General features: G+C 54.2%; 23 protein-coding genes. 8 read left to right on the top strand and 15 right to left on the bottom strand.

Going from position 1 to position 21,020, the window contains the following annotated elements:
- Positions 1–50: 50 nt before the first annotated feature.
- The 6 genes from R7Q11_RS17745 to R7Q11_RS17720 form a co-directional block, all read right to left on the bottom strand.
- Positions 51–926 (bottom strand): DNA replication terminus site-binding protein, encoded by an 876-nt coding sequence (locus R7Q11_RS17745; protein ID WP_001097010.1) that lies wholly within the window; start codon positions 924–926, stop codon positions 51–53.
- 316 nt (positions 927–1,242) lie between these two features.
- On the bottom strand, positions 1,243–1,734 hold the full coding sequence (locus R7Q11_RS17740) for a hypothetical protein (RefSeq protein WP_000139717.1): 492 nt from the start codon (positions 1,732–1,734) through the stop codon (positions 1,243–1,245).
- Positions 1,731–2,600 (bottom strand): 3'-5' exonuclease, encoded by an 870-nt coding sequence (locus R7Q11_RS17735; protein ID WP_000997323.1) that lies wholly within the window; start codon positions 2,598–2,600, stop codon positions 1,731–1,733. Before R7Q11_RS17735 ends, R7Q11_RS17740 begins: the two co-directional genes overlap by 4 nt.
- A gap of 4 nt (positions 2,601–2,604) precedes the next feature.
- The gene (locus R7Q11_RS17730; protein WP_000543934.1) at positions 2,605–3,615 is read right to left on the bottom strand and encodes a tyrosine-type recombinase/integrase; all 1,011 of its coding nucleotides are present in this window, start codon (positions 3,613–3,615) and stop codon (positions 2,605–2,607) included.
- A 2-nt stretch (positions 3,616–3,617) separates the two neighbouring features.
- On the bottom strand, positions 3,618–4,154 hold the full coding sequence (locus tag R7Q11_RS17725) for a hypothetical protein (protein ID WP_000949433.1): 537 nt from the start codon (positions 4,152–4,154) through the stop codon (positions 3,618–3,620).
- A 298-nt stretch (positions 4,155–4,452) separates the two neighbouring features.
- The gene (locus R7Q11_RS17720) at positions 4,453–4,734 is read right to left on the bottom strand and encodes a hypothetical protein (RefSeq protein WP_000575657.1); all 282 of its coding nucleotides are present in this window, start codon (positions 4,732–4,734) and stop codon (positions 4,453–4,455) included.
- 201 nt (positions 4,735–4,935) lie between these two features.
- Here R7Q11_RS17720 and R7Q11_RS17715 point away from each other — a divergent pair, with 201 nt between their 5' ends.
- Positions 4,936–5,598 carry a hypothetical protein gene (locus tag R7Q11_RS17715; protein ID WP_015063586.1) on the top strand — a complete coding sequence of 221 codons (663 nt, stop codon included), beginning with the start codon at positions 4,936–4,938 and terminating at the stop codon, positions 5,596–5,598.
- Positions 5,599–5,613: 15 nt separating this feature from the next.
- Here R7Q11_RS17715 and R7Q11_RS17710 read toward each other — a convergent pair whose 3' ends face one another.
- From R7Q11_RS17710 to R7Q11_RS17670, 7 genes are all read right to left on the bottom strand, one after another.
- Positions 5,614–6,036: a hypothetical protein gene (locus R7Q11_RS17710; protein WP_002210564.1), complete on the bottom strand. Its 423-nt coding sequence runs from the start codon at positions 6,034–6,036 to the stop codon at positions 5,614–5,616.
- A 200-nt stretch (positions 6,037–6,236) separates the two neighbouring features.
- On the bottom strand, positions 6,237–6,659 hold the full coding sequence (locus tag R7Q11_RS17705; RefSeq protein ID WP_001165345.1) for a hypothetical protein: 423 nt from the start codon (positions 6,657–6,659) through the stop codon (positions 6,237–6,239).
- Positions 6,649–10,902: an RHS repeat-associated core domain-containing protein gene (locus R7Q11_RS17700; RefSeq protein ID WP_001257735.1), complete on the bottom strand. Its 4,254-nt coding sequence runs from the start codon at positions 10,900–10,902 to the stop codon at positions 6,649–6,651. Before R7Q11_RS17700 ends, R7Q11_RS17705 begins: the two co-directional genes overlap by 11 nt.
- A gap of 132 nt (positions 10,903–11,034) precedes the next feature.
- Positions 11,035–11,760 (bottom strand): hypothetical protein, encoded by a 726-nt coding sequence (locus R7Q11_RS17695; RefSeq protein WP_000988731.1) that lies wholly within the window; start codon positions 11,758–11,760, stop codon positions 11,035–11,037.
- 113 nt (positions 11,761–11,873) lie between these two features.
- Positions 11,874–12,248 carry a hypothetical protein gene (locus tag R7Q11_RS17690; RefSeq protein WP_000868820.1) on the bottom strand — a complete coding sequence of 125 codons (375 nt, stop codon included), beginning with the start codon at positions 12,246–12,248 and terminating at the stop codon, positions 11,874–11,876.
- A 642-nt stretch (positions 12,249–12,890) separates the two neighbouring features.
- Positions 12,891–13,895: an IS110-like element IS4321 family transposase gene (locus R7Q11_RS17675; protein ID WP_000427623.1), complete on the bottom strand. Its 1,005-nt coding sequence runs from the start codon at positions 13,893–13,895 to the stop codon at positions 12,891–12,893.
- A 99-nt stretch (positions 13,896–13,994) separates the two neighbouring features.
- Positions 13,995–14,429: a mercury resistance transcriptional regulator MerR gene (locus R7Q11_RS17670; RefSeq protein ID WP_000414383.1), complete on the bottom strand. Its 435-nt coding sequence runs from the start codon at positions 14,427–14,429 to the stop codon at positions 13,995–13,997.
- Between the two features lie 71 nt (positions 14,430–14,500).
- Between R7Q11_RS17670 and R7Q11_RS17665 the strand changes: the two genes are divergently transcribed.
- From R7Q11_RS17665 to R7Q11_RS17635, 7 genes are all read left to right on the top strand, one after another.
- Positions 14,501–14,851, top strand: coding sequence for a mercuric transport protein MerT (locus R7Q11_RS17665; RefSeq protein WP_001294666.1), 351 nt, complete (start codon positions 14,501–14,503; stop codon positions 14,849–14,851).
- Between the two features lie 15 nt (positions 14,852–14,866).
- Positions 14,867–15,142 (top strand): mercury resistance system periplasmic binding protein MerP, encoded by a 276-nt coding sequence (merP, locus tag R7Q11_RS17660; RefSeq protein WP_000732290.1) that lies wholly within the window; start codon positions 14,867–14,869, stop codon positions 15,140–15,142.
- A gap of 71 nt (positions 15,143–15,213) precedes the next feature.
- On the top strand, positions 15,214–16,899 hold the full coding sequence (gene merA, locus R7Q11_RS17655) for a mercury(II) reductase (protein ID WP_109883233.1): 1,686 nt from the start codon (positions 15,214–15,216) through the stop codon (positions 16,897–16,899).
- A gap of 14 nt (positions 16,900–16,913) precedes the next feature.
- Positions 16,914–17,552: an organomercurial lyase MerB gene (merB, locus tag R7Q11_RS17650; RefSeq protein ID WP_000761850.1), complete on the top strand. Its 639-nt coding sequence runs from the start codon at positions 16,914–16,916 to the stop codon at positions 17,550–17,552.
- Positions 17,553–17,663: 111 nt separating this feature from the next.
- Positions 17,664–18,029: a mercury resistance co-regulator MerD gene (merD, locus tag R7Q11_RS17645; RefSeq protein ID WP_000995361.1), complete on the top strand. Its 366-nt coding sequence runs from the start codon at positions 17,664–17,666 to the stop codon at positions 18,027–18,029.
- On the top strand, positions 18,026–18,262 hold the full coding sequence (gene merE, locus R7Q11_RS17640; protein WP_001087810.1) for a broad-spectrum mercury transporter MerE: 237 nt from the start codon (positions 18,026–18,028) through the stop codon (positions 18,260–18,262). Before merD ends, merE begins: the two co-directional genes overlap by 4 nt.
- On the top strand, positions 18,259–19,248 hold the full coding sequence (locus tag R7Q11_RS17635; protein ID WP_001276635.1) for a DUF3330 domain-containing protein: 990 nt from the start codon (positions 18,259–18,261) through the stop codon (positions 19,246–19,248). Before merE ends, R7Q11_RS17635 begins: the two co-directional genes overlap by 4 nt.
- 32 nt (positions 19,249–19,280) lie before the next feature.
- Here R7Q11_RS17635 and R7Q11_RS17625 read toward each other — a convergent pair whose 3' ends face one another.
- A complete protein-coding gene (locus R7Q11_RS17625; RefSeq protein WP_000130000.1) occupies positions 19,281–19,586 on the bottom strand; it encodes a PadR family transcriptional regulator in 306 nt (101 codons plus the stop codon).
- Between the two features lie 10 nt (positions 19,587–19,596).
- On the bottom strand, positions 19,597–20,802 hold the full coding sequence (chrA, locus tag R7Q11_RS17620) for a chromate efflux transporter (RefSeq protein WP_000184001.1): 1,206 nt from the start codon (positions 20,800–20,802) through the stop codon (positions 19,597–19,599).
- Between the last annotated feature and the right edge of the window lie 218 nt (positions 20,803–21,020).

The following is a 21,020-nucleotide window of genomic DNA, read 5'->3' as shown; positions in this document are numbered from 1 at the left end:
GACAAAGCCCTTCCGGCTGCGGAAAAGCCTTGTTACGCGGTCACGCTGATTCATCCAGGGAAGGATTCGATAGTGACTCCACCGAAGGTGCCAAGGATTTCCGATGCCGCTTTATCAGATCGAGTTTTGCGTTGTTCTGAGGCGTCAAAGTTACGAAGCAATTTGAGCTGAACATCCTTATCCTGGAGCACGATCAGGGGCATTGGCGCGGTAACGGTTTTGAGTACCCCTGCGGCCATGACGTTTGCCACCGGTTGAACCTTTACTTCCCTTCGCTCCCGGAGATAAGGCTCCGGGGTGCTGGCGATCTTCTGGATAAGCTGCTCCAGGGGAAGTTGATAGTCTGGCCCAGATCGCTCCAGCTCCTCTCTGATGCGTTGCAAAAGCTCCTCTTTTACGGGCTTCTTCAAGGAGTCCTTCCGTTGCCAGGTGAAGCGGATAGAGTCGATGTCGCCATTGGTATAGCACCGAATTTGTCTGTAAAGGTGGAGAGTCATGACACCAGGGCAGTCCGCTCGAAGTGCTTCAAACCTCTCTTGCCTGGTGGGGTACGTCGAGATAATGAACTCCTCGATACCAGCTTTGGCCGCGTTGATGCGTTCAACCGTCGCCGCAATTTCGTCAGCTACACCAATCCTGGAAGGGGAGAACCAGAGTACCCCCACGGTGCGCCTGGCAGACTTCTGCGAATAGTCTGGGTTGATGTGAAGATCTCTGTAGCTGTGCGCTGCCAGCTCAAGAGCTTCGCGCCCAGTTTGTTCAGTTACGACAATCTTGTTGACGGGCTCGTTCTCCATTCCTTTTCCGGTAGGAGGGATGGCCGCAACTTTTGCGTACCGTGGCGGTAGTCGTTTGATAAGAGAGGACAGGTTCGTTAAGTCGCGGCACATGGCCGAGAATTGTTCTGATATGAAGTTTTTAGCCATGCTGCCGCCTATGTGTGGGTTTGTTCTAACAGTTCATTGGTTACATAGTAGACAGATTTAGACCATCATGCAATGAGGGGGAGGGGCAAGAATACGCCTCCGCTTCGCGTCGGCGGGTGCCCTGTTTGACCTTCGTGTGTGAGATTAGATTGAGAAAGAGAGAGAAAAAGAGAGAAAGAAGAAAAGCGCGGGGCAAGCCAGAAATGTGGCTGAGGGGGACTGCTGGGGTGGGGCTGGCACCCTCTATACCCCACTTTGCATGATGGTCTAACTTTGTGGTTATAGGACGACTTTTAGGGTGCCTAGATTTGCTCGATTAGGACAAATTTCGGTCCATCCACGCTGATTGGCGTAGCAGCGCGATGGCATCAGAAGGGGTAACTTTCCATGCGTTGGAAAGCTGGCGAACTGCGAAGACTGCGAGCTCCATTCGGTCGTCATCATTGATGAAATTCTGGAGCTGGTTTCCTCGCTCACTAAGGATGATCGCAACACCGGCCTTGCCGTTGTTGTAAACCGCAAAGCTCTTATTCTTCGCGTCGCCGTGATAGGAACCCTCAGCCTTGCTACGCAAACCAAAGAGAACGCTGCAAAACGCCGTCAGTTCGCCGCGAGTGAGCTGCACCGTGATCTTGCTTTTCCAGTCTGGGCTGGACCCCGATGCCCTGATCGGCGCAATCTCGATGCTGACCGTAGGATATTCACCTCTGGTTAGCGTGTGTTGCACATTCAGGCCGGTGCGTTTCGCGGGGTCCTTCTGCCAGTCTGAGAAAAATTTGAGGCTTTCGCCGTAGGATTGTTCTGTCATTCCAAATTACCTTTGCTTTGAAGCTCCTGGAGCTGGACCACGAGGTCACGTTGGACTTTGGCTATCTCTGTCACCAAGTCGGCGGTGGCAATAGCGTCGGTCGCTGCTGAATGGGCTCGACCTTTCCAGCTCACACCTGCCTCGCAGGTGGCATCCGCAAGTGAGATTGTGCCGTGCCGGTTGGTTGAGCCAAAGGCATCAGCCGCCAGCTTCATCGCGCACAGACAGTTCTGCTCTTGCCACCAAGAGAGTTGGTCTCCAAATGCACTGGCTGTTTGCCTCAACATCCTACTGTCGAAACTGGAGTTAAATATCACCAGATGACGGCCCGACAAAAGCCGGGCGAGAGCTGGCGCAACTTGAGTCCACGTAGGCTCATTCGACAGCTCAGTCTCGGTGATGCCATGAACACCCATTGCCTGAGGGTCTATTTCCACGGTTGGCCGTAATCTGGTGCAGAGGAGAACCGCGCCTCTGATGTCAGTAACAGCCAGCTCGATCACCTGGTCTCTTTCACCAAGTCCGGTCGTCTCGGTATCGAGAACCAGAGGTTCCAGAGCGACCCACCTTTGTGCCATGACAGAGGCCTTTGCCAGGTTGCTACGCATTCTTGCCTTGACCGAAAGGATGGATTGCGCCCTTATTTGCTTTTGTGATGCCGGTGAACAACCCCTTCTCCGCATTGGTTGGCAATCTGCTATCCGGTACACTCCAAATTGGCCACCATACCCGTTTTTGTAGAACGAAACTGGCTCTACTCCTGGCTTAGGCTTCATCCGAAATTCGTCCCTGAGCCGTCCTTTTGAAAAGCACCTATCGGCTTTCATGGCTTCGGCTCTGGCAAGTTCGAGTTCTTCATCATTCATGCTGTTAATCCGCTATATCGAGGCGTTGGCTCGCTCTCTTCAAACGCTCATCGCCGCGTCTGTCATATTTCTGGGTAGTTGCAATGCTTGAGTGGCCCATTGCGTCCTTCACGGTCACAATATCCTCACCGTTATCCAGCATCGAGGAGGCAAAGGTGCGTCGCAGGTCATGGGGCGCAAACATCTCCAGACCGGCTTCAACTCTTCTGGTCTCCAAGATGTGGTAGATGGCCTGATCCGACATCCGCTCTCCAGTCACATCATCAAACCGCCTGATCCTCGGGAATAAAGGCCCTTCATGCGTTCCTCGAACCTCTTCAACCCACTTATCCAGTCTTTTCCATGCGCCACCAGGCACATACGCCATTCTCTCTTTGTTGCCCTTGCCAAGAACCTTGAGAGCGCGGTCCTTGTAGATCATGCTTCCCATGTCCAGCGCAACGATTTCCGAGCGGCGCAAGCCACACCCGAGGAGCACCCCGAGAATGGCCGCATCCCGAAGCCCTTTGGCGCTTGAATCACTTTCACATGTGAAAAAGAGGCTGCGAATCTCATGGCGTTCAAGTGCCCGCCCTTTAGGAAGTCGAGATCCACGTACTGAACGGACTTGCTTAATGTGCTGGAAGCTATCCGTATCAATTTGCTTCATCGTCCAGGCTTCAAGAGCCACCCCTTTGAGCGCTGACAGGTAGGTGTTGATCGTTGCCGGAGCCTTCCCTGCATCCCCCAGCATTTCCAGCACCGCCAATATGTGGTGCCGCCTCATTGAGCTCCATGCACAGTCACGAAGGTTCTGAAACCCGATCATCTTGGCGACAATGTTGAGGAATGAGCTCATGGTCTGCCTGCTTCGCTTTGACCCGAGGCTCACCAGATAGGCGACGGCGGGGTTGTCCTGGATGTTCCGGAGCGAGCTCGATGACGGCAACAGTTCACCGCGAATGCTTTGTTCTGCCGGAACATTTACTTTCGCATGTGAAACTAGCTCTTCCTTGTCATTGTTTGTGTCGTGCAAAGTCACCTCCTAAGCCCGACCGCAACGAGAAGAAAATCCCATATTTTGAGGTGAAGAGGTAGTTCCTCCTCCATATGTTGCGTTTCGTAGCTTTGCATCAGTGGTTCAAACTTGGTTGGATTGCACAGCAATTCGTAAACTGTTCGGTTGGGCTTGGTGATCGGCTTATTCGGAGTGAATCCATGTTTGTTCTGGAGGTACAGCGCTACCGCGCCACTTCTGGATTCTCCGTAATAGCAATGAACGAAGATCTGATCGATACCGCTACCAACCAATCCATCCAGGAAGGTGGACAGCTTTTCAGCCTGGGATGAGTCAATGTAAGAGGCGTAATTCATCCGGAACGCTGCCTTCATCGTGTGGATGGTGTTCTCAGAATAGCCGCCGTCATAGAAGCTATCGCGGTACAACTGCCCCCACTGTCCGAGAGCGGCAGGGGACTTGTCTGGGTCAGTTATGGAGATCATGGCCGCACCGGGAACCGGCTCCAGTCTTTCGGCCTCCGCTTGACTAATGAAAAAGACTTTTTTGCTAAGCATGCCCCATCATCCCCTTACAAGGATGTGTTGCGAGTAGCTCATGCGCCTGACTTTGCCCCTCTTGAGTATCTACAGGAGCGGTCGTATACACACCTCCATGCCGCAAGTCCACAATACTGGTCCGACAGCAAGAACCTACGTTCTGAACTTTATTGTCCGAATCCAAACCAGCAAAAGTATGGCACGGTCCAGGGAATGGTTTCCTGCAAATAGAGCAGCGCTCAAAGTTCTTATCGAGGATTCTCTTTAAAACTTTCTCAAATTTGTTTTTGTTTAACATCGAGTTCTCCACACAAAGTTACTGGCCGAGCATCCCAGCCAAGGTGGTCTGCTGGCCTTCGCTACAAGGTGCAAATCCGGCAAAAGCACCGGCATTAACCTTGAGCTCATCAAAGCGTCCATCGGTGTCCCGGTAGTACACCTTACGTTTTCCAATTCCACCTTCGAGGTTTGCGGCCAACCAGGCGATCACTGCATCAGCATCGTTCGTAACTGATGCTCCCTGATCCAGATCGATAAGTACCAGGTGGGTGTCCGTCTGGAGTGCCACTTCAAAGGTCGCTCTTACATCAAAAATCACTGGTCGCGCTCCTTGTAAAAAGTGGGCATTCAGCACCACCTATCCTATTCCAAAAACTCTACTTTTTCAAAGATACATTTTAATAAGTAGAACAACAGCAAGAAGAACTTAAATTTATTTACCGTAATTATCATAATTACGGTAATACGGTAATTTTACAGATTTAGATGGAATGGTATAAGATGTCTCGCTGGAACATACTTGCTGAAAAAACGCTTAACAACGATAGTGAAAACATCATGTACAGGTGCGAGAGATAATATGTATAAGAGCCTTGAAGATCTGATGGCGGGTATTTACGAGATGGCAGCGCCAGATGGCATCATCTGTAACGAGGTTTCCAAATTCCTTGCGGCCAACCAGGTCAAGCCGGAAGACATAAGCTCTGGGATCTGGTTTTTCCTGTGGCTGAAATCAGCTCCCAAGGATGCGAAGCCAATCCAAAAAGAAATCCCCGGATTTGGAGTTGTTCTCAACATGCCGACTTATGGCGGAACGCTCAACGAAGCAATCACAGGGTTGATCGAGAACGAGTGCCGTCAAATAGAGCTCGCTGAGGGACATCCGAGCCTTGAGGCTTGGGTTGAATCAGTATTAGCCGGTCGAGATGACGGAGAGGAAAATGAAGCTGCGGCCAATATCGTGGATCTGCTTAATGGGTGTCACGACCTACTGGATACAGCAATAATCAATTACCTTTTTAAGGTGGGAAAAATCAACGAGCAAGAGATTTTGTCGCTCATCTATTATGGAGAGCTATGTGACCACTCTCTTGTCGGTACGCCTTTTTCAACGTTACATATCCCGAGTGAAAATAACGTCCACGAACGTAACATCATCCCCATTAAAAAAGGAGCCAGTTAGGCTCCTTTTTGTTACTCAGGGTTTGCTTTGAGAAACAACTTCATTCCAAGTATGCAGCACCTTCGATAGGTGCTGATGCTTTCTGGTGAAGTCCTTATCATCCAAGAGTGCTTTAAATGGCGCGTTCAGGTCACTGCATGTGACGTTCTTGCCGATCACAGACAGGGTATCCTGGAGTGATCCACCAGCAGCATCAAGCCCCATTCTATCGACGGTCTCACTACTCACCATTGCCTGGACAACATTGGTGAATGCCTTTGAGTTGAGCTGCTCAACGCTCAGGGCTGTATTGCATTTCTGCTCAACCGCTTGCTTGTACTGGATGGTGTACTTTGCAGTGATAGGTGACATGGTGTTCATCGCAAGTATGTATGCGTCTACCTCACTGGTCGGTAATGTCGCGGCGTAGACTGACGAGCATGATGCGGCTGCGGCCATTATCAAAGTTATTACCTTCTTATTCTTCATTTCTCTGAAATCCCCCTTTAAAATATGGAGCTACAACTCATTTGTACCAATCATAATACTATTGATTTCCAAAAGTATCTCTCTCTACTGACTCTATGATGGCTCGCCTTCCAAACACTTGGCCGCTGGCGTCGGTTAGCTAGACTAACACCAGCGTATTCAATGAATAACTAGCCAAAAACCTTTATCAATTCTTTAATTGTTCTGGCAGACTCCATTTCCTCCATAATCTTTTCAATTCCGACGCCGGAATCCAAATTACTTCTGTACTTTTTAGCCAAATCACAAAGTTCAGATTTTAACTCCTTGCAATCCAGATTAGAGATAAGAACAGCATTGAAATTAGCCTTAAACAGTCGAGAACCATACATCACAATTTCTACAGGCCAGTACCAGAATGGACTTAGCGGCTTGTAGCTCGCAACCTCGTCTATTTTGTAGTGACGACCTTCCGAATCATAAATGTCCATCAGCTCAAAATAACCGTTCCTCAAAGACTGAATAGTACATTTCCCGAACTCGGATTCTGATGCCACTACGAAGAGCGACCTTTTCTTGCTGCTCACAAGCAGCGCTGGAAATTCAATTTGCACAACCGCATCCCTCATCATTTATTGAATCAGCTAAACCACCACTAACAGGAGAGGCTTGAGCTACTTTTGCCCATTCAGGCGTCCCGTGCCACCAACGACCAAATGCGCTATATGGGGTAGGTCCATTGCCGTGAATGTTTTGGTGAATATCTCTTGGAATGGACTTCAAGTTCCAAGGATGGTTTTTTATTGAGTCAGGAACATATTTGCCAAACTTGCCATTTCTCTGAATAGCCCAATGGTGAAGCTCATTACCTCGTGGAACCCCTTGAACTTTCCTTACTCTGGGTGAGACATTGCTCCATTTTTGGCTTAATTTGAACCACGATTTACCGGAGCTGGCATGTCTGAAAACTCCTGACGCCCAGCCGCCACCTATAGCCCCAATCGCTCCGGCGATTCCAACTTTTGACCAACTAACACATTTCCAACTCCCATTATTTTCGATTAGTTGGCTAAGTAGCTCCAACCCAGCTCCAATACCTGCACCAACAAACGCAAATTCACCCGTCGGGTCGGTATTGGACATAGGGTTTCCATGCACATACCCGTAGGTGTTTACTCCATCGATCAGGCCAAGAGGGTCGCTGGTAATGTACCGCCCGGTCGCTGGGTCGTAGTAACGCCGCCAGTTGTAGTGGAACCCGGTCTCCGCGTCGTAATACTGTCCTGGGAATCGCAGGTTGAAGGTTGGCCCCTGGATGATGATGCTGGCCTTACCGAACGGGCTGTAGCTCGCCTTCCAAACGACTTGGCCGCTGACGTCGGTCAGTGCCTTCGGGGTGCCCAGGTGATCGACGTGGACTTGGTAGGTCTGTCCTGACTGAACAAAGCCCAAGGGTGTCCCATCGAGCCAGATGTACTCCGCCAGCACGTCTCCAGTGGCCGCGTCCAGCTCCTCGATGAGGTTTCCTGCCAGGTCGTAAACCAGCAGCCGGGTATGCCCGTTTAGGGTCTTGGTTACACGCTGATCCAGATGGTTGTATGTGTAGCTTACAGTCACTCCCGCGACCGTTGCGGCCACCAGCCGGTTCTGGCTGTCATAGGTGAAGGTATCCGCCCCCTGCTTCGTCAGGTTGCCATTGGCGTCATAGCTTCTGGAGGTTTGCCCGGCCTTCACCAACCAGTTGTTCATGTAGTTGATGGTGTAGCTTTGGCTCAGGCCATCGGTCGTGATCGAGGTCCTGTTGCCGGTGGCGTCATAGCCATAGCCCAAAACGCCATAGATCCCCTCAGCAGAGGTGATGCGGCCAACCGCGTCATAACCGAGTGACTGATTGACTGATGAGCTGAGATTGTCGTCTATGGCTGAAATCAACGAGTCTGGCGTGTACCGATAGACCAGCGAATGCACCCTAGCAGCGTCGATGCCGGTGACACGGTAATCGAGATCCAGAGTGCGGCTTTCTGAAATGCCGTTCCCTCTGACCATACTGGTGACGGGGCCAAAGGGCGCTCGCTCAATCTGGCTTGCCAGGTTTGTTGTGGTGCCTGCTTGTGTCGTTGTCACCTCGATGACGTCACCGGCTGAGTCACGGGTGTAGGAGACCTCACGGCCACTGGGATACGTGATCTTCGTGACGAGGCCTGCACCATCGTATTGGTACTGGGTAGTCAGGCTCTGCCCGTGGGTTTCCCAGGTTTCGTAAGCCAGCCATCCTTCGGGGGTGTAGCCAAATCTCCGGACACCGTTGCCATCATCGACTGAGGTCAAGCGGCCTATGCCGTATGGTGAGGTTGCTTCGTCGTACCCGTACAGAATTGGCGATTCGCCAGCGACATCGCTGGAGGTTTCGATGATCCGGTTCAGCGCGTCATAGCTGTAGCTTGTGGTTTGCCCCTTGGCCGTTTTGCGCGTTGCCACGTTACCGGCTTCGTCATAGGTAATGTCGGTGGTGCCGGTGTCCGGGCTCCGGACCTGGGTCACTTCGCCAAAGCCGTTGTAGCTGTAGTAGGTCAGGCGCGAACGAGGGTCGGAGACACGGTAAACATCGCCGGTATCCTTGTAGAGCACCTGCGTGACCTTCCCGAGGGGATCGGTCGTTTGTGTCCGGTGATGGAAGCCGTCGTACTTGTAGGAGTGTGTGTTACCAGAGGGACTGGTCTCCTGTATCAGGTTTGCCACCACATCGTAGGAAAACGATGACTGATTGCTATAGGCGTCGGAGACACTGGAGAGCCAGCCGATTTCGTTGAAGATCCGGCGCTCTATCCAACGGGTCTGGCCCAGCGCATCGAGCAGTCGCTCTTCTACTGGGTTCCCGAGGTCATTGAGCTCAAGCTCGCGCCGGTTGCCCTGTGCATCTGTTTCCGCCACCAGCCGATGTGCAGCGTCGTACTCATAGCTGACGGTTGCACCATTTGGCTTGGTCAGCGAACTCAGGAGGCCCACAGCATCATAGTTGTAGACCGTGGTTCCTTCTGGCCCAGTGGAGCTGACAAGTCTTCCTCTGGCGTCATAGGTGAGGGTTTGGGTTACACCATTGACACCCTGAATGGTCCCGGCGCGACCGTTCGCGTCGTAGTCACCAAACTGCGTCACCTGCCCCAGCGCGTTCGTTGTCCGGATCAGGTTGCCCTGGTCATCGTAGTCAAATGTCGTAACATCGCTGACGTCGGTGCGCGGACCATCAACCGAGGCCAACAGGCTCGGCTTTCCTGTACCAACAGGGGCATAGGTGTAGGTCCATGTCCGGGAAGCGCCCGAGCTGCGATCAGTGACCTTGCGGCTTATCACCCGGAGATGAGTGTCGTAGGTGAGCTCAGTGATCCTGGTTGGTTCTGTGATTTTTGCCGGGAGCGACTTGGAAGGAAGCCAGTCGGTCGTAACCTTACCCCCGTCCTGGTCTATCTGGGTGGTTTCCAATCCCCGGTCGTTATGGGTGAACGTGCGCTTCTGCCCAGCGCGGTCAGTAATGCTGGAGACGAGGCCTTTGCTGTCGTAGACGTAGGTTTCCTTGCCGCCCACAAAGCCGGTACACGGCGCACCCTCAACCACATCAGGCTTGAGCATCCCATTGTGGCGACTGTAGGTGTATCGCTGAACGTGGCCGAGGGCATTGGTGACAGAGACGCTTCCGTCAGCGTTGTAGCTTACCTGAGTTTTCTCTGCGCCCCCGGCGTGTTCGCTTAGAACCGCTCTCCCCTGAGTATCATATCCCCATGTGGCGAAACGGTTGCCGTTCTCGTCCACCAGCCCAGAGAGCAAACCCGGTGCATTCGGGTCATCGTAGAGATAGCTGCGGCTCGTATTGTCCTGGTAGATCACTTCCGCCAGCTTGCCAGCGCTGTTGTACTGGTACTGAATACTGCCACCAGCAGGATCGGTGACACTGACCATGCGGCCATCTTGATACTGGAACTGGATGGTGCGGCCAAAGCCGTCAGTGATCGAGGATAGCTCTCCGTTCAGATAGCTCAGGGTGATGTGATTGCCGTTGGGCTTCTCGATGCCGGTCAGTCGTCCGGTTTCATCATAGGCCTCGACTACCCCGTCAGATTGAGTGTAGCGCCAGCCGGTAGCATCCTTCGTCAAGGTATCATCGGTTTTCCATGTTGGCACCCAGACAGAGGACGAGTTGTAGAACGCGAGTTGTTGCCCTTCTGGCCGGTGCAGGACAACCATGTTCTCACCGTACTTCGAGGCGTTGACCTCGACGCTCCGCGAGTAGGTATGCCGCCAGCCGCCGAGCTCTTCATCAGGAAGGTGGCTATTGTAGTATCTGGTGAATGTGAAAGGGTCGGAGCCTCCGCTTTGATAATCCAGTTCAGCCTGGAACTTGTTGCCGGTGCCAAGATGGATAGGGTTCCCTACACACATGGTCGTTGTTGGTAAGCCGAGATCCCTGTCCAGGAACGGTGTTTTATCCATCTCACCCGGCAGAACATAGGTTGAGCGCCAGTAGACCGTAGCTGGGTCGCCAGTGCAGGTAGTGGGGTCATAATCGCCAGTAGCACCTAGATACTTAAAACAGATCCTGGAGACATAACGGCCATCACCATAACTGGCAACCGGATAAAGCGCATCCCCAACTGGCGTTCCCTTCCCTTGCTCCTCACCAGAGCGATAATTCTTCATGAAGGAATGCGCGTCTATGATGGTGTTGAAGCGCATTTTGTCTACTTCGGTGCTCACGGCTACAACCCGCCATTGTGCAAAAGCAACGCATGGCAAAGTTGCGAGCACCACAACGGCCAATGACCGCAGGTTTCGCATCAGTAAAAGGGAAGGTCTCGATCTCATTTACAGCTCCAGTTTTTATGCTGGAGCTATTTTCAGGTGGGAGAGTCGTTATCAACGACTGCGTTATTGCCCTTTTAGGGTATGAATACGTGATTTGGAGAGGTTGTGTATTCAGAACAAATGAGAAGCAGGTTACTCATTTCGCTCAAACACTGTGACAAGAACACGTTTTTGGTTGTCGTCGTTGATCACCATCAGGTACTTGAACTTGGAATCTCTATGGCCCCAGACTTCCACGTTATCTACGCGGCCATACTTTCTGGCTTTATGGCGAGCCACTTTCTCGTCAAAGGGCTGAACCTGTAACTCTGGATGCTGGAGGCGGCCAACAAGTGAGGCCCACGGTTTTTTAGGGTCTCCAGAGGTTATCCGGGCCTGATACTGATCGATGGCATGTTGAGTAACCAGGACGGGGCCAATGGCAGGTGTAGATATTTCGTCATGGGTCTGGGTATAGGCTTGCTTGTCCACATCGAGGAGCTCAATGTTGCCCTCTCCCGGCTCATCCATAAACTCCATGCTCTGCGAGACTTCAATAGTAGCGCCCTTTAAACGCCCAGTGAGGCAAGCCGCAAACTTGAAAGCAAAAGCCTTGGTGGATTTGCCCAGCGCCAGCTTCTTGATTGCACCTTTGGATACCACCAGCTTGTAACCAGCACCAGCACCTGGCTCTCTGCAAAAAACCTGTTTGTCCAGCGCCAGATAGCGAATGGCTACGAGCTCAGCCAAAAGATCCGCTTCTTCGTGGTCAAAATCAATATGGACATCAAGGATGCCTTTCCGTTTTGTACCAACGCGCCAGAATACAAGGGCTGAATTATTTGAAGTTTTCTTCGAGACGGTAGTCAATGTCATCATGGTCTATTTCTCCATTGTCGGGATAATGGTCGGCATCGCCGCCAGCCCCCCTATTCGTTTGGGTTCATTTAGATGCTATCACGGGTTTTAAAAATGCAACCCCTAGTGTCACTCTATTTATGGTCCCATGTATTTTTATAAGCTCGGGCTAGGCGTTTCTCGATCACTTCTGACAAACTGCAACCATCGACTTCTGACAACCGCTTCAAAATCCTGTGGGCTTTATCGCTTATAGTTATGCTTTTACCAACACCATATCCCCTTCTGCGACGTTGCCTAATTGATGTCCCGAGTTTATTGATTTGCTCTGCTGTCAGGTATTTATTAATCCATTCAGTGAGTTCTGATGGTGATCGCCCTATGCTGTTCAGGCTGTCCACGGCTTCAAGTTTCTTATCGAATGGGACGTCACGCCAGAAAGCTGGGCGCGAAGCAGCTCTGAGGAGATAGATCGCCGTAGCCTGAGCATCTTCATTGGATACTTTCAAAAAATCACCTTTTCCGTTACATGTCACACTTACCTTATCGTGACATGTAACACCTCAAACTGCAAGTATAAAAAAAGGCCAGCTATTGCTGGCCTTTACGTTCATTGTCGCAGTTACTCTTTAGGCGTTGTGATGCTTTTTTTCCTTCTGTTTCTCATGGTAGAGATACAGACTGCCGCCAGTGACGACAGTGAAAAAAATGAGCAACCCCAACATGCCTAATGTGAAAGCGTCCATTTGACCCCCTTAGGAATTGCTGACCTTGGTTAAGATTATACCATAGATCCACAGGATAACCCCAATGACCAACACCAAACCGGCTTCTTTGACGGTTATAGTGTCCCCAGATACAGCCAATCCTACAAGGGGTCGTCTCAGAAAACGGAATCTATGGTCACTCCCGTTTTTGCAACACCGATTTTGACGACAAGTTGGCTTGCTTGAATCTATCCGGCGTCTGAATGGGATTTTATTCCCGCGCCTCGATGAGTTCCGCGCCTGATGAACCTCCAGAAAATATACGGCTTCAATGAGCCTTTCCGTTTTACAGGTTCCTCAACAGGCCGGTGGGCCGTTAGTATCATCAATATCAGTATTCGCAAAACCAGATCAGTAATTCTTTAAACCGGTGTATTTCTGCCGTTATGCTACATAAGTTTGCTGTCGTGCCGTTAGGGCCCAGGCTATTCTGGCCAGCTTGTTTGCCAGAGCACAAGTGACGACAAAGTTGCTTTTCCGGCACAGTAAATCCCTGACCCAATCGGCCAATTTGCCAGACTGGTGTTCCAGTTTTTGTATGAATACCCTGGCACATTGAACCAACAAAGTTCGGATCTTTTTATTACCTCGCTTACTAATTCCCAGCAATGTCGTCCTACCTCCCGTGCTGTACTGCCGAGGTACAAGCCCTGTTGCCGCCGCAAAGTCACGGCTGCTGGCGTACTGCTTCCCGTCGCCAATCTCAGTTGAAATAGTACTCGCTGTCAGTGTTCCGACGCAGGGAATGCTCAGCAAGCGCTGTCCAACCTCATCTTCGTCCAACTTTCGTTTCAACTGGGATTCCAAATCTTTAATCTGCTCAACAAGATAGTGATAATGCTGTTGTAATTTCAGCAATAACTGGCTGAGGTAAAGAGGCAAACTATTATCCTCAAGAATGGTACTCAGTCGGCTAATAACGGCAGCTCCTCGGGGAACGCTAATGCCAAATTCCAGCAGAAAAGCATGCATTTGATTGGTTGTTTTTACCTTATCCTGAACCAGGGATTCACGGACACGATGCAGAGCCCGCATTGCCTGCTGAGATTCCGTTCTGGGCTGCACAAAACGCATAGACGGACGCGATGCAGCTTCACAAATAGCTTCGGCGTCGACAAAGTCGTTTTTATTGCTTTTAACGAACGGGCGGACAAATTGTGGTGATATCAGCTTTGGGGAATGCCCCAACTCTTCCAACTTGCGTGCCATAAAGTGAGAACCGCCACAGGCTTCCATTGCGATGGTTGTAGCGGGGCATGTCGCCAAAAATTCGATCAACTTTGGCCGGGTAAATTTTTTACGGTAAACAGCCTTCCCGCGACGATCCTGGCAATGAATATGGAAAGAGTTTTTACCCAGATCGATACCAATGAGCGCAATGTTTTCCATGATAGTTCTCCGAATGAAAGCCTGTCCTCAGCATAGTACCGGGAAGGAGGGAGTGACCATCTCATTAAATAAAGCACGCTAAGGCGTAACTACCCTCGGCTACACCGCGTCGGCACCACGCGGCTCTTTCTCCCCTTGCAGCGAAGCAATCAGCGGGCAAGAAACGTTCCCTTGCCGCGCATGGCAGGCGAACACAAGTTCGGATAGCACGGTTTCCATGCGCGCCAGGTCGGTCATTTTTTCGCGCACGTCCTGAAGCTTGTGCTCGGCCAGGCTGCTGGCTTCCTCGCAGTGGGTGCCGTCATCCAGCCTCAGCAGCTCTGCGATCTCGTCGAGGCTGAATCCGAGCCGCTGGGCTGATTTCACGAAGCGCACCCGCGTCACATCCGCCTCGCCATAGCGGCGGATGCTGCCATAGGGCTTGTCCGGCTCCGGCAACAAGCCCTTGCGCTGATAGAACCGGATTGTTTCCACGTTGACCCCGGCCGCCTTGGCGAAAACGCCAATAGTCAGATTCTCCAAATTTTTTTCCATATCGCTTGACTCCGTACATTGGTACGGAAGTAAGCTTAAGCTATCCAATCCAGATTTGAAAGGACAAGCGTATGTCTGAACCTCAAAACGGGCGCGGGGCGCTCTTCACTGGCGGGCTAGCCGCCATCCTCGCCTCGGCTTGCTGCCTGGGGCCGCTGGTTCTGATCGCCCTGGGGTTCAGCGGCGCTTGGATCGGCAACTTGACGGTGTTGGAACCTTATCGCCCGATCTTCATCGGCGCGGCGTTGGTGGCGCTGTTTTTCGCCTGGCGGCGCATCTACCGACCGGCGCAAGCCTGCAAACCAGGGGATGTGTGTGCGATTCCCCAAGTGCGCGCTACTTACAAGCTCATTTTCTGGGTCGTGGCCGCGCTGGTTCTGGTCGCGCTCGGATTTCCCTACGTCATGCCATTTTTCTATTAATCACAGGAGTTCATCATGAAAAAACTGTTTGCCTCTCTCGCCATCGCTGCCGTTGTTGCCCCCGTGTGGGCCGCCACCCAGACCGTCACGCTGTCCGTACCGGGCATGACCTGCTCCGCTTGTCCGATCACCGTTAAGAAGGCGATTTCCAAGGTCGAAGGCGTCAGCAAAGTTAACGTGACCTTCGAGACACGCGAAGCGGTTGTCACCTTCGATGATGCCAAGACCAGCGTGCAGAAGCTGACCAAGGCCACCGAAGACGCGGGCTATCCGTCCAGCGTCAAGAAGTGAGGCACTGAAAACGGCAGCGCAGCACATCTGACGCCCTTGTCTGCTACCACAAACGAAAAAGGATCTGTCGCATGACCCATCTAAAAATCACCGGCATGACCTGCGACTCGTGCGCGGCGCACGTCAAGGAAGCGCTGGAAAAAGTACCCGGCGTCCAATCTGCCATAGTGTCCTATGCCAAGGGCGCGGCCCAGCTCGCCCTTGATCCAGGCACAGCGCCGGACGCACTGACCGCCGCCGTGGCTGGCCTGGGCTACAAAGCGATGCTCGCCGATGCCCCGCCGACCGACAACCGCACTGGGCTGTTCGACAAGGTGCGCGGCTGGATGGGTGCCGTCGACAAGGGCAGCGGCGGCGAGCGCCCGTTGCAAGTCGCCGTGATCGGCAGCGGTGGAGCCGCGATGGCGGCAGCACTGAAGGCCGTCGAGCAAGGCGCGCAGGTCACGCTGATTGAGCGCGGCACCATCGGCGGCACCTGCGTCAACGTCGGTTGTGTGCCGTCCAAGATCATGATCCGCGCCGCCCACATCGCCCATCTGCGCCGGGAAAGCCCATTCGACGGCGGCATGCCACCCACACCGCCGACGATCTTGCGCGAGCGGCTGCTGGCCCAGCAGCAGGCCCGTGTCGAAGAACTCCGTCATGCCAAGTACGAAGGCATCCTGGACGGCAATTCAGCCATCACCGTTCTGCACGGTGAAGCGCGTTTCAAGGACGACCAGAGCCTTATCGTTAGTTTGAACGAGGGTGGTGAGCGCGTCGTGATGTTCGACCGCTGCCTGGTCGCCACGGGTGCCAGTCCGGCCATGCCGCCGATTCCGGGCCTGAAAGAGTCACCCTACTGGACTTCGACCGAGGCCTTGGTCAGCGACACCATTCCCGAACGCCTAGCCGTGATCGGCTCGTCGGTGGTCGCGCTGGAACTGGCGCAAGCCTTCGCCCGGCTGGGCAGCCAGGTCACGATCCTAGCTCGCAACACGCTGTTCTTCCGCGACGACCCGTCCATCGGCGAGGCCGTCACAGCGGCCTTCCGTGCCGAAGGGATCAAGGTACTGGAACACACGCAAGCCAGCCAGGTCGCGCATGTGAACGGCGAATTCGTGCTGACCACGGGACACGGTGAAGTACGTGCCGACAAGCTGCTGGTCGCTACCGGACGGACACCGAACACGCGCAGCCTGGCACTCGACGCGGCGGGAGTCACCGTCAATGCGCAGGGTGCCATCGTCATCGACAAGGGCATGCGCACCAGCACGCCACACATTTACGCGGCCGGCGACTGCACGGACCAGCCACAATTCGTCTATGTGGCGGCAGCGGCCGGCACCCGTGCCGCGATCAACATGACCGGAGGGGATGCTGCCATCAATCTAACCGCGATGCCGGCCGTGGTGTTCACCGATCCGCAAGTAGCAACCGTGGGCTACAGCGAAGCGGAAGCGCATCACGACGGGATCGAAACCGACAGTCGCACGCTCACGCTCGACAACGTGCCGCGTGCGCTTGCCAACTTCGACACACGCGGCTTTATCAAGCTGGTCATCGAGGAAGGTAGCGGACGGCTCATCGGCGTGCAGGTCGTCGCCCCGGAAGCCGGCGAATTGATCCAGACGGCTGTTCTCGCCATTCGCAACCGCATGACGGTGCAGGAACTGGCCGACCAGTTGTTCCCCTACCTGACGATGGTCGAGGGGCTGAAGCTCGCGGCGCAGACCTTCACCAAGGATGTCAAACAATTGTCCTGCTGCGCAGGATGAAAGGAGATGGAACCATGAAGCTCGCCCCATATATTTTAGAACGTCTCACTTCGGTCAATCGTACCAATGGTACTGCGGATCTCTTGGTCCCGCTACTGCGGGAACTCGCCAAGGGGCGTCCGGTTTCACGAACGACACTTGCCGGGATTCTCGACTGGCCCGCTGAGCGAGTGGCCGCCGTACTCGAACAGGCCACCAGTACCGAATATGACAAAGATGGGAACATCATCGGCTACGGCCTCACCTTGCGCGAGACTTCGTATGTCTTTGAAATTGACGACCGCCGTCTGTATGCCTGGTGCGCGCTGGACACCTTGATATTTCCGGCGCTGATCGGCCGTACAGCTCGCGTCTCATCGCATTGCGCTGCAACCGGAGCACCCGTTTCACTCACGGTTTCACCCAGCGAGATACAGGCTGTCGAACCTGCCGGCATGGCGGTGTCCTTGGTATTGCCGCAGGAAGCAGCCGACGTTCGTCAGTCCTTCTGTTGCCATGTACATTTCTTTGCATCTGTCCCGACGGCGGAAGACTGGGCCTCCAAGCATCAAGGATTGGAAGGATTGGCGATCGTCAGTGTCCACGAGGCTTTCGGCTTGGGCCAGGAGTTTAATCGACATCTGTTGCAGACCATGTCATCTAGGACACCGTGATCGGATATCGACCCAATGTTCTACGGCACCGGCATCGGATTCGCAGCGCGCGGATTGAACTCGGCGAAACGGTATATGCATTGCCGTGAACCGACCAAAAGGAGGTGTTCGATGAACGCCTACACGGTGTCCCGGCTGGCCCTTGATGCCGGGGTGAGCGTGCATATCGTGCGCGACTACCTGCTGCGCGGATTGCTGCGGCCAGTCGCCTGCACCACGGGTGGCTACGGCCTGTTCGATGACGCCGCCTTGCAGCGACTGTGCTTCGTGCGGGCCGCCTTCGAGGCGGGCATCGGCCTCGGCGCATTGGCGCGGCTGTGCCGGGCGCTGGATGCGGCGAACTGCGATGAAACTGCCGCGCAGCTTGCTGTGCTGCGTCAGTTCGTCGAACGCCGGCGCGAAGCGTTGGCCAATCTGGAAGTGCAGTTGGCCGCCATGCCGACCGCGCCGGCACAGCATGCGGAGAGTTTGCCATGAACAGCCCCGAGCGCATGCCGGCCGAGACACACAAGCCGTTCACCGGCTACCTGTGGGGTGCGCTGGCGGTGCTCACCTGTCCCTGTCATTTGCCGATTCTCGCCATTGTGCTGGCCGGCACGACGGCCGGCGCGTTCATCGGCGAGCACTGGGGTATTGCAGCCCTCACGCTGACCGGCTTGTTTGTCCTGTCTGTGACGCGGCTGCTGCGGGCCTTCAGAGGTCGATCATGAGCGCTTCCCAGCCAATTGAATGGACAGTGGCGCAACTGGCGCAGGCGGTCGAGCGCGGGCAGCTTGAGCTGCACTACCAGCCGATTGTCGATTTGCGCAGTGAGCAGATTGTCGGCGCGGAAGCCCTGTTGCGCTGGCGTCATCCGACGCTCGGACTGTTGCCGCCGGGCCAGTTCCTGCCCGTGATCGAATCGTCCGGCCTGATGCCGGAAATCGGCGCATGGGTGCTGGGCGCAGCCTGCCGTCAAATGCGCGACTGGCGGGTGCTGGCATGGCAACCGTTCCGGCTGGCCGTCAATGTTTCGGCGAGCCAAGTGGGGCCAGATTTCGACAAGTGGGTAAAGGGCGTGCTGGCCGATGCCGGGTTGCCCGCCGCGTATCTTGAAATTGAGCTGACCGAATCGGTTGCGTTCGGTGATCCGGCGATCTTCCCCGCCCTGGAAGCTTTGCGACAGATCGGTGTGCGCTTCGCCGCCGACGACTTCGGCACCGGCTATTCCTGCCTGCAACACCTGAAATGCTGCCCCATCAGCACGCTCAAGATCGACCAATCGTTTGTCGCCGGACTCGCCAACGACCACCGCGACCAGACCATCGTGCGCACCGTGATTCAGCTTGCGCATGGGCTTGGCATGGAAGTAGTGGCCGAAGGCGTGGAAACATCGGCGAGTCTTGATTTGTTGCGACAAGCGGACTGCGACACAGGACAAGGCTTCCTGTTCGCCAAGCCGATGCCGGCGGCGGCATTCGCCGTCTTCGTCAGTCAATGGAGGGGTGCCACCATGAATGCAAATGATCCGACTGCCACCAGTTGCTGCGTGTGCTGCAAGGAAATCCCGCTCGATGCCGCCTTCACCCCGGAAGGCGCGGAATACGTCGAGCACTTCTGCGGGCTGGAGTGCTATCAGCGCTTCCAGGCGCGCGCCAAGACCGGGAGCGAAACCGATGCCGATCCGAACGCCTGCGACTCATCACTGTCAGACTGAGGCATAGCTCAACCTGACATAGAAGCAAAAACTCAACCACCTTCTACCAACTCTCCGAACAGCTCCTTGACCTTTGTTTTCGCATCAGCAAGTGCAGTTCTGCCTTGTTCAGTGATGTCATAAACACGCCGTTCACGTCGCCCGGTGCGTTCGTGGCGTGAGGTCAGATAGCCTTTTTTTTCCAGGCCGTGCAGCATCGGGTACACGGTGCCAGCGCTCATCTCGTAGCCGTGTCGGCGTAGCTCTTCGATGATCCCCAGCCCAAAGACAGGTTCCTCGGCTGCATGGTGAAGGATGTGCAGGCGGATCAAACCGCCGTAGAGGTCTTTGTCAGTCATTTTTTGTGCCTCACAGAGCGACGCTCAACAGCCACCCAGCTGCACCGCTACCGAGGACAACCAGCCACGGCGGGAGCTTCCAGAACATAAGTGCGACAAGGGCAACTAATGCCAAGCCGAAGTCTTGCGGCTGAAAGATGGCGCTAGTCCATACAGGCTGATACAGCGCGGCCAGCAGCAAGCCGACTACAGCGGCATTGATCCCGGCCAGCGCAGCTTGGATGCCTGTATTGCGGCGCAAACGCTCCCAAAATGGCATTGATCCGACGACCAGCAAGAACGAGGGCGCGAAGATAGCCAGCAGACACACAATGCCGCCGATCCAGCCCGACGGGGCGGTGTTCATCGAGGCACCAAGAAACGCGGCGAACGTGAACAAAGGGCCGGGCACCGCTTGAGCTGCCCCGTACCCCGCGAGAAAGGATTCATTGTTGACCCAGCCGGAGGGCACCACTTCGGCTTGCAGTAATGGCAGCACAACGTGACCACCGCCGAACACCAGTGATCCGACACGATAGAAGGAATCCACCATTGCCATGGTTTGACTTGGCATCAGTTCGGCCAACACCGGCAGGCCAATCAGCAAGACAAAGAACAGCGAGAGCCAAAGCACGCCGGCCCGGTGACTGACCGTGATAGGTAGGGGGTCATGCTCAACAACTTTCGCTGGCTTGAACAATAACCGGCCTGCGATGCCTGCGATAGCAATCACGCCAACCTGTCCCCACGCGGACGGCACAAGTAAAACGACGCAGGTAGCAATTGCCATGATGGTGACTCGCAGCCCATCCGTGCATAGGTTACGCGCCATGCCCCATACTGCTTGAGCGACCACGGCCACAGCCACCACTTTTAAGCCATGCAACGCGCCCTGCGAGACGTAATCGCCATAGCTGGAGATGCCGAGCGCAAAAAGGATCAAGGCTATGGCAGACGGCAGCGTGAAGCCAGCCCAAGCAGCCAGCGCCCCGCTGTATCCAGCCCGAGACAGTCCTACCGCTATGCCGACCTGGCTGCTTGCAGGCCCTGGCAAGAACTGACAAAGCGCGACCAAGTCAGCATAGCTCCGTTCGGAGAGCCAGCGCCGCCGTGTGACAAATTCGGCGCGGAAGTAGCCCAAGTGCGCAATGGGGCCGCCAAAAGATGTCAATCCAAGCCGCAGAAAAATAAGAAAGACCGACCATGGTCTGCTGTCATCGGTAGGGTTATTCGTCATACTTTCGCCTTCATGATCTGCAACGAGTTGATCAATAATAAGCGAAATTCGATAACGAAATTCGATATAAATCTAGAAAAAAATACCTCTATGTGTACTACGCAGTTTTAGCTGTGGCTTTCACAGGAGCACGCTTACTTACGGCTTAGCGTGCTTTATTTAATGAGATGGTCACTCCCTCCTTCCCAGTACTATGCTGAGGACAGGCTTTCATTCGG

This window comes from Vibrio sp. 970, assembly GCF_033339075.1.
This window is presented reverse-complemented; position numbering and strand designations above follow the sequence as displayed.

Bases quoted from the DNA above. Each gene is read 5' to 3' on its own strand.
- R7Q11_RS17635 (WP_001276635.1), top strand. From the start codon at position 18,259: ATGAGCGCTTCCCAGCCAATTGAATGGACAGTGGCGCAACTGGCGCAG.
- R7Q11_RS17625 (WP_000130000.1), bottom strand. From the start codon at position 19,586: ATGACTGACAAAGACCTCTACGGCGGTTTGATCCGCCTGCACATCCTT.
- R7Q11_RS17695 (WP_000988731.1), bottom strand. From the start codon at position 11,760: ATGATGACATTGACTACCGTCTCGAAGAAAACTTCAAATAATTCAGCC.
- chrA (WP_000184001.1), bottom strand. From the start codon at position 20,802: ATGACGAATAACCCTACCGATGACAGCAGACCATGGTCGGTCTTTCTT.
- R7Q11_RS17725 (WP_000949433.1), bottom strand. From the start codon at position 4,154: ATGCTTAGCAAAAAAGTCTTTTTCATTAGTCAAGCGGAGGCCGAAAGA.
- R7Q11_RS17665 (WP_001294666.1), top strand. From the start codon at position 14,501: ATGTCTGAACCTCAAAACGGGCGCGGGGCGCTCTTCACTGGCGGGCTA.
- R7Q11_RS17700 (WP_001257735.1), bottom strand. From the start codon at position 10,902: ATGAGATCGAGACCTTCCCTTTTACTGATGCGAAACCTGCGGTCATTG.
- merB (WP_000761850.1), top strand. From the start codon at position 16,914: ATGAAGCTCGCCCCATATATTTTAGAACGTCTCACTTCGGTCAATCGT.
- merP (WP_000732290.1), top strand. From the start codon at position 14,867: ATGAAAAAACTGTTTGCCTCTCTCGCCATCGCTGCCGTTGTTGCCCCC.
- R7Q11_RS17710 (WP_002210564.1), bottom strand. From the start codon at position 6,036: ATGGCCGCAGCCGCATCATGCTCGTCAGTCTACGCCGCGACATTACCG.
- merD (WP_000995361.1), top strand. From the start codon at position 17,664: ATGAACGCCTACACGGTGTCCCGGCTGGCCCTTGATGCCGGGGTGAGC.
- R7Q11_RS17740 (WP_000139717.1), bottom strand. From the start codon at position 1,734: ATGACAGAACAATCCTACGGCGAAAGCCTCAAATTTTTCTCAGACTGG.
- merA (WP_109883233.1), top strand. From the start codon at position 15,214: ATGACCCATCTAAAAATCACCGGCATGACCTGCGACTCGTGCGCGGCG.
- R7Q11_RS17670 (WP_000414383.1), bottom strand. From the start codon at position 14,429: ATGGAAAAAAATTTGGAGAATCTGACTATTGGCGTTTTCGCCAAGGCG.
- R7Q11_RS17675 (WP_000427623.1), bottom strand. From the start codon at position 13,895: ATGGAAAACATTGCGCTCATTGGTATCGATCTGGGTAAAAACTCTTTC.
- R7Q11_RS17735 (WP_000997323.1), bottom strand. From the start codon at position 2,600: ATGAATGATGAAGAACTCGAACTTGCCAGAGCCGAAGCCATGAAAGCC.
- R7Q11_RS17745 (WP_001097010.1), bottom strand. From the start codon at position 926: ATGGCTAAAAACTTCATATCAGAACAATTCTCGGCCATGTGCCGCGAC.
- merE (WP_001087810.1), top strand. From the start codon at position 18,026: ATGAACAGCCCCGAGCGCATGCCGGCCGAGACACACAAGCCGTTCACC.